An 11,184-nucleotide genomic window follows, 5' to 3' on the forward strand; every position below is an offset into this window, starting at 1 on the left:
GGACGCCTCGCCAACCCGGTCAGGTCCGGAAGGAAGCAGCCGCAACGAGTTTCGCTCCGGGTCGTCGTTCGGTCTCCACCCAAAGCTTTACCCTCGGGCGCCAATGGCCGACGAAGACGAACCCGAGACAGTCGAACGCGACCCCGACACGAGCGATATGTTCGGCGCGGCTCCGCTTCCTAAAACCGTGCTGGCCGAGCCGTCGGCCGCCTACACCGTCATCGCCCGTAAGTACCGGCCCAGGACCTTCGAGGACCTGTTCGGCCAGGAGGCGATGGTGCGCACCCTGCGCAACGCCTTCGCCACCGGCCGCATCGCCCACGCCTTCATGCTCACCGGGGTGCGCGGGGTCGGCAAGACCACCACAGCGCGCCTGCTGGCCCGGGCGCTCAACTACGAAAGCGACACGATCCACGAACCGAACCTCGACCTCTCCGTCGACGGCCGCCACTGCAAGGCGATCATCGAGGGGCGGCACATGGACGTGCTGGAGCTGGACGCCGCCAGCCGCACCAAGGTCGACGAGATGCGCGAGCTGCTGGACGGGGTGCGCTACGCCCCCGTCGAGGCGCGATACAAGGTGTATGTGATCGACGAGGTTCACATGCTGTCCACAGCGGCGTTCAACGCCCTGCTGAAGACGCTGGAAGAGCCGCCGCCGCACGCCAAGTTCATCTTCGCCACCACCGAGATCCGCAAGGTGCCGGTGACCATCCTGTCGCGCTGCCAGCGCTTCGACCTGCGCCGGGTGGAGCCGGAGGTCATCGTCAAGAACCTGGAGATGATCGCCGAGAACGAGGGCTCCCGCGTCGAGGCCGAGGGCCTGCTGCTGATCGCCCGCGCCGCCGAGGGCTCGGTGCGCGACGCCCAGTCGATGCTGGACCAGGCCATCGTCCAGGCCGAGGCCGGCCAGACGGTCACCGCCGCCTCGATCCGCGACATGCTGGGCCTGGCCGACCGGGCCCAGACCATCACCCTGTTCGAGCAGGCCATGCGCGGCGAGGCCGGGCCGGCCATCGAGACCTTCCGCACCCTCTATGGCTTCGGCGCCGATCCGGGCCAGGTCATGCTGGACCTGCTGGACCACGCCCACGGGGCGGCGGTGGCCAAGGCCATCGGGCCCCAGGCTTTGATCATGCCCAAGGAGCAGGCCGGACGCTTGGCCGCCATCGGCGCGTCGGTCTCGGCCGGGATCCTGTCGCGGGTCTGGCAGATGCTGCTGCGCTCCCACGACGAGGTGCGCCGCGCGCCCGACGCGGCGGCGGCCTGCGACATGGCCCTGATCCGCCTGGCCTACGCCGCCGACCTGCCGGGGCCGGAGGAGGCCCTGAAGCGGCTGCAGTCGGGCGAACCCCTGCCCAACGGCGGACCGGCGCCCGCGCCTTCGGGCGGCGGTGGCGGCGGGATGTCGGCGGCCGGTATCGGCGGTTCGGTCAACGCCCAGGCGCGGATGGTGGCTCGCGATCCCGAGGCCAACGAGCCCGCCCCCACCCTGCAATCCTTCGCCGATGTCATCGCCCTGATCGAGAGGAAGCGCGACATCGCGCTGCGCCTGGACGTCGAACGCTATGTCCGGCCGATCAGCTTCCGGCCCGGCGCCCTGGAATACGAGCCCGCCCCCGGCGCGCCGGTGAACCTGGCCCAGCGCCTGGTGGGCCGCCTGAAGGAATGGACCGGCCAGCCGTGGCTGATCGCGGCCCAGGGCGGCGGCGGGGCCGAGAGCGCCTGGGAGCGCCAGAAGCGCGAGGAACGCGAGGTTCGCGTCCAGATCGAGGCCGACCCGTTCATCGTCGCGGTGATGGACGCCTTCCCTGGCGCCGAGATCGTCAGCGTGCGCAACCTGCCCGTTCCGGAGGCGTCGCCGATGACCGATGCGCCGGACGAGGATGAGGACGAGTAGGAGATCCACGAATGAAAGACCTTGGCGGCCTGATGAAGCAGGCCCAGGCCATGCAGCAGAAGCTGGCCGACGCCCAGGCGCGGCTGGCCGAGATCACCGTCGAGGGCACCTCCGGCGGCGGCATGGTCAAGCTGACCCTGAAAGGCACCGGCGAACTGTCCAACGTCGACCTGGACGAGAGCCTGCTGCAACCCGGCGAGGGGGAGGTGATCTCCGACCTGCTGGTGGCCGCTCACGCCGACGCCAAGCGCAAGCTGGACGCGCAGCAGTCCGAGCTGATGCGCGAGGCCGCCGGCCCGCTGGCCGGCCTGGGCATCCCCGGCATGCCGAAGTTCTAGCTTGGCCGCCTCCGCCGGACCCGAGATCGAGCGGCTGATCTCGCTGCTCTCCAAGCTGCCGGGGCTGGGGCCCCGCTCGGCCCGACGCGCGGCGCTCGCCCTGCTCAAGCGCCGCGACCAGTTGCTGGTGCCGCTGAACGAAGCCCTGACCCTGGCCGCCGAGCGGGTGCGGACCTGTTCGGTCTGCGGTTCGCTGGATACGCAGGACCCCTGCGCCATCTGCGCCGACCAGAGCCGCGACGCCTCGCTGATCTGCGTGGTGGAGGAGGTCGGCGCGCTCTGGGCCATGGAGCGGGCCGTGGCCTTCCGGGGCCGCTACCACGTGCTGGGCGGCCTGCTCTCGGCCCTGGACGGGGTGGGGCCCGACGCGCTGAAGATCGGGCCGCTGGTCCACCGCGCCGAGGCGGAGGCCATCCGTGAGGTGATCCTGGCCCTGCCGGCCACGGTCGACGGCCAGACCACCGCCCACTACCTGGCCGAACGGCTGGCGGGCGCCGGGGTCTCGGTGACCATGCTGGCCCGCGGCGTGCCGGTGGGCGGCGAGCTTGACTGGCTGGACGACGGGACGATCAACCAGGCCATGCGGGCGCGGCGGCCTGCGTGAGCGATGCGTCCTACTACGTATATATCCTCGCCAGCGGTCAGCACGGAACGCTCTATGTCGGGGTCACCAACAGCCTCGAGCGCAGGATCGCCGAACACAAGGCGAAGGAAGTCGCCGGCTTCAGCAAGAGGTACGATGTCGACCGGTTAGTATGGTGGACCTCCTTCGGCGAAGTCACCGAAGCCATCGCCTTTGAGAAGAAAATCAAGCGTTGGCGCCGTGAGTGGAAGGTCAATCTCATTGAGCGCGACAACCCACATTGGGGCGATCTGTACCCGACGATGATGGCGCCCTAGCAAACCCAGGTGTCATCCCGCAAAGCGCGGCACGCGCTTGTGCGGGACCCAGAAACACCGATCATTCCGGAAGGGCCGGCGCATCTGGGTCCCGCACTTCCGCGGCTGCGCCGCTCCATGCGGGATGACACTTTATGATGACCGATCCCGCCGACTCCGGGTAAAGAACGGAGCATGAACTTCGATCCCGCCCTGCTGTTGGCCATCGTCGGCCTCGTCGCCGCACTCGTGGGTTTCGCCTGGGCGCTGATGGAGCGCGGTCGGGCCAACAGGGCCGAGGCCCGCGCCTGGCAGTTCCAGGACGCCGCCACGCGGGTGAAGGTGATCGAGGAAATGGGCGCCAAGAACGCCGCCCTGCTGCAGGGCGAAGCGGCCAACGCCATCGCCGAACAGGTGCTGAAGCGCGCCGACGAAACCTTCCACAACCGCGAACAGCTCGCCCAGGCGCGGCTGGAGGCGCAGCTCAAGCCGGTGGCCGAGAGCCTGGCCAAGTTCCAGGAACAGGTGGTCGCCGTCGAGAAAAGCCGCGCCGAGGAGAGCGGGGGCTTAAAGGCCCAGATCGCCGCCCTGATGCAGGCCTCGGTCGACACCCAGTCGGAAGCCCGCAAGCTCTCGGCCGCCTTGCGCCGCGGGGCCGGCGTCCAGGGCCGCTGGGGCGAGCAGACCCTACGCAACGTGCTGGAGGCCGCGGGCCTGCACAATCGCTACGATTTCGACGAACAGACCTCCACCGACACCGAGGAAGGCCGCCGCCGGCCCGACGTCACCGTGCGCCTGCCGGGCGGGGCGGTGTTCGTGATCGACGCCAAGTGCTCGCTGAACGCCTTCCTGGACGCCCAGGACGCGGTGGACGAGACCGTGCGCGAGGCGGCCTATGTCCGCCACGCCCAGAGCGTGCGGGCCCACATGCACGGCCTGTCGGCTAAGACTTACTGGGATCAGTTCAACCAGGGCTCGCCGGACTTCGTGGCCATGTTCATCCCCGGCGACAGCTTCCTGGCCGCCGCCCTGGAACGGGCGCCCGAGCTGATGAGCGAGGCCATGGACCGCCGCGTGCTGGTGGTGACGCCCACCACCCTGTTCGCCCTGTGCAAGGCCGTGGTCTATGGCTGGCGGGTGGAGGAGCAGGCCGCCAACGCCCAGGAGATCTCCAAGCTGGGTCGCGAGCTCTACAAGCGCCTGTCGGTGATGGGCGGCCACGCCGCCTCGGTCGGCAAGGCGCTGGAACAGGCGGTCGGCAAGTACAACGCCTTCGTGGGGTCCCTGGAGACCCAGGTGATGACCCAGGCTCGCCGCTTCGAGGATCTGAAGGTCGACCACGAGCACCGCGAACTGCCCGAGCTGACCCCCGTCGACGGAGGCGTTCGGGCGCTCACAAAGCTGGCGAGCGACTTCGAAGAGACCGAGGCGGGGCAAGTCGCCGCCTTGACGGCCAAGGGTCGCTGACCTACCTGCGTTCTCATGGCCTTACGCGAAATCCTCGTTGTCCCCGATCCGGTCTTGAAACAGGTCTCCCAGCCTGTCGACAAGGTCGATGACGAGCTGCGCGCGCTCATGGATGACATGCTCGAGACCATGTACGACGCCCCCGGCATCGGCCTGGCCGCGATCCAGGTGGGCGTGGCCAAGCGGGTCATCGTCATGGACCTCGCCGGACCCGACGAGGACAAGGCGCCGCGCTATTTCGTCAATCCCGAGATCCTCTGGGCCTCGGAAGAGACCCAGCCCTACGAGGAAGGCTGTCTCTCGGTCCCCGACATCTTCGATGAGGTCGAGCGCCCCACCCAAGTGAAGCTGAAATACCTGAACTATCGGGGCGAGGAAGTGATCGAGGACGCCGAGGGCCTGTTCGCCGTCTGCATCCAGCACGAGATGGACCATCTCGAAGGCGTGCTGTTCATCGACTACCTCTCGCGCCTGAAGCGCGACCGGGCCGTGGCCAAGGTCAAGAAACAGGCCCGCGCGGCCTGATCCCTATTTCTTAGCGTCCTGCGCCGCCTTGTCGGCGGCCGAGGGCGCGGTGGCCTCGTGGATCGCCTGCTTGGCTTCGCCGGCGGCGTCCTTGGCCGCTTCCTTGGCCAGGGTCCCGGCGTCCTTGGCCGCGTCCTTGATCTCGGTCCCAGCGGCCTTCACCTCGGGGCTGTTGGCGAAGTCCTTGGTCTCAGCGGCCACGGTGCTGGCGGCTTCCTTGGTTTCGGCGGCGATCTTGTCGGCGGCGGCCTGGGTGTCGGCCTTCTCGGACGGCGAGCAGGCGGAAAGGCCGAGGATGGCCGTGAGGGCGGTGGCGGTCAGAATGGCGCGCATGGCTGGTGAACTCCCTATCCGAGCGTTCAGAAGAACGGCGAAGCTTGCGCCTGGTTCCTAAAACTCCGCCACGCCGTTAAACGAGCGTCAATGCGCATCGCCTTCCTTGGAACCCCCGATTTCGCCGTCGCCGCCCTGGCCGCCCTCGTGGAGGTCGGGCACGAGGTCGCCTGCGTCTATTCCCAGCCCCCCGCTCCGCGCGGCCGGGGCCAGGACCTGAAGCCCTCGCCGGTCCACGCCTATGCCCAGGATCGCGGCATTCCGGTGCGCACCCCGGTCTCCATGCGTGACCCCGCCGAGATCGAGGCCTTCGCCGCGCTCGAACTGGACGCCGGCGTGGTGGTGGCCTTCGGCCAGATCCTGCCGCGCGAGGTGCTCGACGCGCCGCGACTGGGCTGTTTCAACCTGCACGCCTCGCTGCTGCCCCGCTGGCGGGGCGCGGCCCCGATCCAGCGGGCGATCATGGCCGGCGACAAGCTGACCGGGGTGGAGGTCATGCAGATGACCGAGGGCCTGGACGAGGGCCCGGTCCTGGCCTCCGAGACCCTGCGCATCGACGCCCTGGAGACCGCCGGGACCCTGCACGACCGGCTGGCGGACGTGGGCTCGGCCCTGCTGGCCCGCACCATGGCCGCCGTCGAGCGCGGCGAGGCCCGTGCGAAGCCCCAGGCGGCCGAGGGCGAGACCTACGCCAAGAAGGTCCGCCCAAAGGAGGCCCGCATCCGCTGGACCAAGCCGGCCGCCGAGGTCGACCGCAAGGTCCGCGGCCTGTCGCCCTTTCCTGGCGCCTGGTTCGAACTGCCCACCGAGCGCGGCCCGGTGCGGGTGAAGGCCCTGCTGTCCCAGGCGGAAGAGGCCGGCGGTGCGCCGGGGCGTGTGCTGGACGACGCCCTGCTGGTGGCCTGCGGCGAGGGCGCGGTGCGCCTGCTGCGTGTCCAACGCGAGGGCAGGGGGCCGCAGGACGCGGCGACCTTCCTGCGCGGGCTGGCCGTGCCGACTGGGACGGTGCTGGGCTGATGCCCCGCTACCGCCTCACCCTCGAATATGACGGCCGGCCCTATCGCGGCTTCCAGGCCCAGGACGACCTGCCTTCGGTGCAGGCCTCCATCGAGCGCGCGGCGAAGGCCTTCTGCGGCGAGACGCTGCGCGTCCACGCGGCCGGACGCACCGACACCGGGGTCCACGCCACGGGGCAGGTGATCCATATCGACCTGGCCAAGGATTGGCGGCCGGAGGTGGTGCGCGACGCGCTGAACGCCCACCTGCGCCCCCAGCCGATCGTGGTGCTGGACGCCCAGGCCGCGCCGGATGACTGGCATGCGCGGTTCTCGGCGACCGGGCGACGCTATCTCTACCGGATCCTCAACCGCCGCGCGCCGCCGGGGCTCGACCAGGGCCGGGTCTGGCACGTGGCCAAGCCGCTGGACGCCGAGGCGATGCACGCGGCGGCCCAGGCCCTGGTCGGACACCACGACTTCACGACCTTCCGCCACATCCACTGCCAGGCGAAGTCGCCGGAGAAGACCCTCGACGTGGCCCGGGTGAGTCGGGAGGGCGACGAGGTCCGGCTGGTCTTCGAGGCGAGATCCTTCCTGCACCGCCAGGTCCGGTCCCTGACCGGGTCCATCGTCGAGGTGGGGATCGGGCGCTGGACGGCCGGTGACTTGAAGGCGGCCCTGGAGGCTCGAGACCGCGCCGCCTGCGGTCCCGTCGCCCCAGCCGACGGGCTCTATCTGACCGGCGTGGACTACGCCCCGAACGCCTCGAAATAGCGCACGATCAGGCGTTCATAGACCGCCTGCAGCCTGTGAATCTCGTCGACCGGCGCGCGTTCGTCGACGGCGTGCATGGTTGTCCCCACCAGGCCCAGCTCCACCACCGGGCAGAGGTCGCGGATGAAGCGGGCGTCGGAGGTGCCGCCGGTGGTGGAGAGTTCGGGCGCACGGCCGGCCACGTCGGCGACCGCGGCGCTGACCAGGTCGGTGAACGGTCCCGGCGCGGTGAGGAAGGCCTCGCCGCTGATCACCGGCTCGACCTTGATGGTCCCGGCGAAGTCGATGTCCAGGGCGGCGGCCTCCCGCGCGATCCAGGCGGCGAGGTCGGCGCCCTTGTGGTTCGGGTTGAAGCGGATGTTCAGCCGCGCCTTGGCCTGGGTTGGGATGACATTGGTCGCGCCGTTGCCGACGTCGACCGTGGTGACCTCCAGGTTCGACGGCTGGAAGCCCTCATGGCCCTCGTCCAGCACATGGTTCTGCAGCCGCGCCAGCAGCTCGATCAGCACCGGGATCGGATTGGACGCCCGCTGCGGATAGGCCACGTGGCCCTGCTTGCCATCGACGGTGATCCAGGTGTTGATCGAGCCGCGGCGGCCGATCTTGATCATGTCGCCAAAGGTCTCGGCGCTGGAGGGTTCGCCGACCACGCAATGGTCGAGCACCTCGCCCTGGGCCTTCAGGGCCTCGACCACCATCTTGGTGCCGTGGGTGGCCACGCCCTCCTCGTCGCCGGTGATCAGGAAAGAGAGCGAACCCGTCACCTGGCCCGCGGCGATGGCCTTGGCGGCGGCGGCGGCGAAGGCGGCCACGGCGCTCTTCATGTCCACGGCCCCGCGGCCGATCAGCATGCCGTCGACGATCTCGGCGGCGAAGGCCTCGCGGCTCCAGGCCTGAGCGTCGCCCACCGGCACCACGTCGGTGTGGCCGGCGAAACAGAGGTTGGGCCGGGCGGTCCCGAAGCGGGCGTAGAGGTTCTCGATCTCGCCGAATCTCATGCGGCGGCAGGCGAAACCCAGCCCCTCGAGGGTGCGCTGGACGATGTCCATGGCGCCCTCGTCGGCGGGGGTCACCGACGGGCGGCGGATCAATTCCTGGGTGAGGGCGACGGGATCGATGGCGGCGGACATGTGGGCGCTTTACGGTTCCGGCGGCTCAATCGCAAACGGAACCTGTGAATGCCGAAGATCGACATCGCAACCGCGCCCTCCAAGTTCGGCACGGGCTATCCGCCGCCGTTCGACGTGCAATGCCAGGGCCGCCAGCGCTGGATGCTCGGGGACGCCGTGGGGCTCAGCCAGTTCGGGGTCAACCTGCTGCGGCTGCCACCCGGCCAATGGTCGAGCCAGCGGCACTGGCACACCGCCGAGGATGAGTTCGTCCAGGTGCTGGAGGGTGAGGTGGTGCTGATCACCGAGGCGGGCGAGGAGATCCTGCGCGCCGGGGACTGCGCCGGTTTCCCGGCGGGGGTGGCGGACGGCCACCACCTGCAGAACCGGTCAGACCGTGAAGCCGTGCTGCTGGAGGTGGGTTCGCGCCGTCCGGAGTACGACGCCTGCGCCTATCCCGACATCGACATGGCCGCCCCGGCGGGGCTGGACGGCTATGTTCGCAAGGACGGGACGCCTTACTGACGGGAGAGCGCTAGCCAGATCCTCCCCCAGCGCGCAGCGCGACTTGGGGGTGGATCGTCGCCTCTTCGCGAGACGGAAGGGGCTTCATCCACCGCCGGACGAGTCAAAGTCCCCCTCAGTCGGCTTTGCCGACAGCGCCCCCAGAGGGGGAGCATCTGCATCTGTATGGAATCAGTCCCGCAGCAGCTCGTTGATGCTGGTCTTGGAGCGGGTGCGGGCGTCGACCGTCTTCATGATCACCGCGCAATAGGTGGAGGGCATGCCCTCGTGCGGGCTGGGGCGGCTGCCGGACATGATCACCGAATAGGGCGGCACCTCGCCGGTGAACACCTCGCCGGTGCGGCGGTCGATGATCGGGGTGGTGGAGGTCAGGTAGACGCCCATGGACAGCACGCTGCCCTCGCGGACGATCACGCCCTCGGCGACTTCCGAACGGGCGCCGATGAAGCAGTTGTCCTCGATGATGGTCGGGTTGGCCTGCAGGGGCTCCAGGACGCCGCCGATGCCCGCGCCGCCGGACAGATGCACGTTCTTGCCGATCTGGGCGCAGGAGCCGACCGTGGCCCAGGTGTCGACCATGGTCCCCTCGTCCACATAGGCGCCGATGTTCACGAAGGACGGGGTCAGGACCACGTTCTTGGCCAGGAAGGCGCCGCGGCGGACCACGCAGCCGGGAACCGCGCGGAAGCCGGCGGCCTCGAAGCGGGCGGCGTCCCAGCCGGTGAACTTGGACGGCACCTTGTCCCAGTAGGGGCCGGGCGCGTCGGCCTCGATCAGCTTGTTGGCGAACAGGCGGAAGGACAGCAGGATCGCCTGCTTGGCCCACTGATGGGTGGTCCAGACGCCATCGTCGCCGCGGGTGGCGACCCGCAGGGTCCCGGCGTCGAGCTGGCTGAGGGTCTCCTCGACCGCCTCGCGCACCGCGCCTTGGGTGGAGGTGTTGATCTCGTCGCGGGTCTCCCAGGCGGCTTCGATCGCGGACTTCAAATTTTGGTTCGCTTGGGGGGACATCAGGCGGCTTTCCTCAGGCGCGCCCCGGTGAGGAAGGGCGCGAGCTTGGCGGTGCGGTGGTGGACGTAATCGGCGGTGGAGGCGGCGGCGCGGGGGCCGACCAGGACCGTGGTCATGCCCAGGTCCGCGGCGGGCTTCAGGTTGCGCTCGGAATCCTCGAAGAAGGCGGTGGTCTTCGGATCGATGCCGTGGGCGTCGATCATCCGCTGGAAGCCCTGGGGATCGGGCTTGGGCGCGAAGCCGAACGAATGGATGTGGAAGACGTCGTCGAACAGGTCGGCAAGGCCCAGGTGGGCCATGACCCGCTCGGCGTGCTTGTCGTCGGCGTTGGTGAAGATGAACCGGCGGCCGGGCAGGTGGGCCAGCGCCGCCAGCAGGTCGGGATCCTGGGCCAGGACCTCCAGGGATAGGTCGTGGAACAGGGCGTGGAAGTCGGCGGGGTCGACGCCGTGCTCCAGCATCAGGCCCTTCAGCGTCAGGCCATGCTCGGCCAGGTACTTCTTCTGCAGGACATAGGCCTGGTCGCGGGGCAGGCCCGAGACCTTGGCCACGAAGTCGGTCATCCGCGTCTCGACCGAGCCCATGAACCCGGACTCCTCGGGATAGAGGGTGTTGTCCAGGTCGAAGAGCCAGGTGTCGATGTGGCGGAGGTCGGCGGTCATGCGCAGATCAGCGTTCCCGAGCCGTGCTCGGTGAACAGCTCCACCAGCATGGCGTGCGGCCGCCGGCCGTCCAGGATGACCACGGCCTCGACGCCGGATTCCACGGCGGCGATAGCGGTCTCCAGCTTGGGGATCATGCCGCCGGTGGCGACCCCGTCGTCGATGGCCGCACGGGCCTCGGCGACGCTCATCTGGCGGATCAGCTCGCCCTTGGCGTCCAGCACGCCGCGCACGTCGGTGAGCAGCAGCATGCGCTTGGCGGTCAACGCCCCGGCCAGGGCGCCGGCCACGGTGTCGGCGTTGATGTTGTAGGTCTGACCTTCCACCGACACCCCGATGGGGGCGACCACCGGGACATAGTCCTCGTCGGCATAGATCAGGGCCTCGATCAGCTTGGGATCAATCACCGTGGGTTCACCCACGAAGCCCAGGTCGACGGCCTGTTCGATCTGGCTGTCGGGGTCCTTCTTGGTACGGACCGCCTTCTCGACGGTGATCAGCCGGGCGTCCTTGCCCGACAGCCCCACGCCGCGCACGTCGGCCTCGGCGCCGGCGAGCGTGATCCAGTTGGCGATCTCCTTGTTGATGGCGCCCGACAGCACCATCTCGGCGACCTCCATGGTGGCCTCGTCGGTGACCCGCAGGCCGTCGACGAAGCTCGAC

At 69.4% G+C, this 11,184-nt stretch carries 14 protein-coding genes and 1 other RNA gene; 10 read left to right on the plus strand and 5 right to left on the minus strand.

The window, feature by feature from the left end; genetic code table 11:
* From ffs to def, 7 genes are all read left to right on the plus strand, one after another.
* Positions 1–81, plus strand: an RNA gene (gene ffs, locus Q8Q88_RS14670) — signal recognition particle sRNA small type; the annotation flags it as partial.
* 22 nt (positions 82–103) lie between these two features.
* Entirely contained in the window at positions 104–1,900 is a 1,797-nt protein-coding gene (locus Q8Q88_RS14675; RefSeq protein ID WP_305675931.1) for a DNA polymerase III subunit gamma/tau, read from the plus strand.
* An 11-nt stretch (positions 1,901–1,911) separates the two neighbouring features.
* Complete coding sequence (locus Q8Q88_RS14680; protein ID WP_305675932.1) at positions 1,912–2,238, plus strand: YbaB/EbfC family nucleoid-associated protein; 327 nt, start codon at positions 1,912–1,914, stop codon at positions 2,236–2,238.
* A 1-nt stretch (position 2,239) separates the two neighbouring features.
* The gene (gene recR, locus Q8Q88_RS14685) at positions 2,240–2,842 is read left to right on the plus strand and encodes a recombination mediator RecR (RefSeq protein WP_305675933.1); all 603 of its coding nucleotides are present in this window, start codon (positions 2,240–2,242) and stop codon (positions 2,840–2,842) included.
* Positions 2,839–3,138, plus strand: coding sequence for a GIY-YIG nuclease family protein (locus Q8Q88_RS14690; RefSeq protein ID WP_305675934.1), 300 nt, complete (start codon positions 2,839–2,841; stop codon positions 3,136–3,138). Before recR ends, Q8Q88_RS14690 begins: the two co-directional genes overlap by 4 nt.
* 174 nt (positions 3,139–3,312) lie before the next feature.
* A complete protein-coding gene (locus Q8Q88_RS14695; protein WP_305675935.1) occupies positions 3,313–4,584 on the plus strand; it encodes a DNA recombination protein RmuC in 1,272 nt (423 codons plus the stop codon).
* Between the two features lie 15 nt (positions 4,585–4,599).
* On the plus strand, positions 4,600–5,109 hold the full coding sequence (gene def / locus Q8Q88_RS14700) for a peptide deformylase (protein ID WP_305675936.1): 510 nt from the start codon (positions 4,600–4,602) through the stop codon (positions 5,107–5,109).
* A 3-nt stretch (positions 5,110–5,112) separates the two neighbouring features.
* On the opposite strand, the gene Q8Q88_RS14705 is transcribed toward def, so the two are convergent.
* Positions 5,113–5,442 carry a hypothetical protein gene (locus Q8Q88_RS14705; RefSeq protein ID WP_305675937.1) on the minus strand — a complete coding sequence of 110 codons (330 nt, stop codon included), beginning with the start codon at positions 5,440–5,442 and terminating at the stop codon, positions 5,113–5,115.
* A 90-nt stretch (positions 5,443–5,532) separates the two neighbouring features.
* On the opposite strand from Q8Q88_RS14705, the gene fmt reads away from it, so the two are divergent.
* Both fmt and truA read left to right on the plus strand, forming a co-directional pair.
* The gene (gene fmt / locus Q8Q88_RS14710; RefSeq protein WP_305675938.1) at positions 5,533–6,459 is read left to right on the plus strand and encodes a methionyl-tRNA formyltransferase; all 927 of its coding nucleotides are present in this window, start codon (positions 5,533–5,535) and stop codon (positions 6,457–6,459) included.
* A complete protein-coding gene (truA, locus tag Q8Q88_RS14715) occupies positions 6,459–7,214 on the plus strand; it encodes a tRNA pseudouridine(38-40) synthase TruA (protein ID WP_305675939.1) in 756 nt (251 codons plus the stop codon). The genes fmt and truA overlap by 1 nt, the downstream gene beginning before the upstream one ends.
* On the opposite strand, the gene dapE is transcribed toward truA, so the two are convergent.
* On the minus strand, positions 7,190–8,344 hold the full coding sequence (gene dapE / locus Q8Q88_RS14720; RefSeq protein ID WP_305675940.1) for a succinyl-diaminopimelate desuccinylase: 1,155 nt from the start codon (positions 8,342–8,344) through the stop codon (positions 7,190–7,192). The two genes, truA and dapE, sit on opposite strands and share 25 nt — an antisense overlap.
* Before the next feature lie 48 nt (positions 8,345–8,392).
* Between dapE and Q8Q88_RS14725 the strand changes: the two genes are divergently transcribed.
* Positions 8,393–8,848 carry a cupin domain-containing protein gene (locus tag Q8Q88_RS14725; protein ID WP_305675941.1) on the plus strand — a complete coding sequence of 152 codons (456 nt, stop codon included), beginning with the start codon at positions 8,393–8,395 and terminating at the stop codon, positions 8,846–8,848.
* Positions 8,849–9,019: 171 nt separating this feature from the next.
* On the opposite strand, the gene dapD is transcribed toward Q8Q88_RS14725, so the two are convergent.
* The 3 genes from dapD to argB all read right to left on the minus strand — a co-directional run.
* Positions 9,020–9,859, minus strand: a complete 840-nt coding sequence (gene dapD, locus Q8Q88_RS14730) for a 2,3,4,5-tetrahydropyridine-2,6-dicarboxylate N-succinyltransferase (protein WP_305675942.1) — start codon at positions 9,857–9,859, stop codon at positions 9,020–9,022.
* Complete coding sequence (locus tag Q8Q88_RS14735) at positions 9,859–10,521, minus strand: pyrimidine 5'-nucleotidase (RefSeq protein ID WP_305675943.1); 663 nt, start codon at positions 10,519–10,521, stop codon at positions 9,859–9,861. The genes dapD and Q8Q88_RS14735 overlap by 1 nt, the downstream gene beginning before the upstream one ends.
* The coding region (argB, locus tag Q8Q88_RS14740; protein ID WP_305675944.1) for an acetylglutamate kinase at positions 10,518–11,184 on the minus strand (667 nt) is incomplete at its 5' end. The genes argB and Q8Q88_RS14735, both read right to left, overlap by 4 nt.

The sequence above is a fragment of the Phenylobacterium sp. genome, from assembly GCF_030697925.1.
Classification (GTDB): domain Bacteria; phylum Pseudomonadota; class Alphaproteobacteria; order Caulobacterales; family Caulobacteraceae; genus Phenylobacterium.

Excerpts from the sequence above, each read along its gene's own strand:
- Q8Q88_RS14675 (WP_305675931.1), top strand. The coding sequence starts at position 104 with ATGGCCGACGAAGACGAACCCGAGACAGTCGAACGCGACCCCGACACG.
- Q8Q88_RS14680 (WP_305675932.1), top strand. The coding sequence starts at position 1,912 with ATGAAAGACCTTGGCGGCCTGATGAAGCAGGCCCAGGCCATGCAGCAG.
- Q8Q88_RS14695 (WP_305675935.1), top strand. The coding sequence starts at position 3,313 with ATGAACTTCGATCCCGCCCTGCTGTTGGCCATCGTCGGCCTCGTCGCC.
- def (WP_305675936.1), top strand. The coding sequence starts at position 4,600 with ATGGCCTTACGCGAAATCCTCGTTGTCCCCGATCCGGTCTTGAAACAG.
- Q8Q88_RS14705 (WP_305675937.1), bottom strand. The coding sequence starts at position 5,442 with ATGCGCGCCATTCTGACCGCCACCGCCCTCACGGCCATCCTCGGCCTT.
- fmt (WP_305675938.1), top strand. The coding sequence starts at position 5,533 with ATGCGCATCGCCTTCCTTGGAACCCCCGATTTCGCCGTCGCCGCCCTG.
- truA (WP_305675939.1), top strand. The coding sequence starts at position 6,459 with ATGCCCCGCTACCGCCTCACCCTCGAATATGACGGCCGGCCCTATCGC.
- dapE (WP_305675940.1), bottom strand. The coding sequence starts at position 8,344 with ATGTCCGCCGCCATCGATCCCGTCGCCCTCACCCAGGAATTGATCCGC.
- Q8Q88_RS14725 (WP_305675941.1), top strand. The coding sequence starts at position 8,393 with ATGCCGAAGATCGACATCGCAACCGCGCCCTCCAAGTTCGGCACGGGC.
- dapD (WP_305675942.1), bottom strand. The coding sequence starts at position 9,859 with ATGTCCCCCCAAGCGAACCAAAATTTGAAGTCCGCGATCGAAGCCGCC.
- Q8Q88_RS14735 (WP_305675943.1), bottom strand. The coding sequence starts at position 10,521 with ATGACCGCCGACCTCCGCCACATCGACACCTGGCTCTTCGACCTGGAC.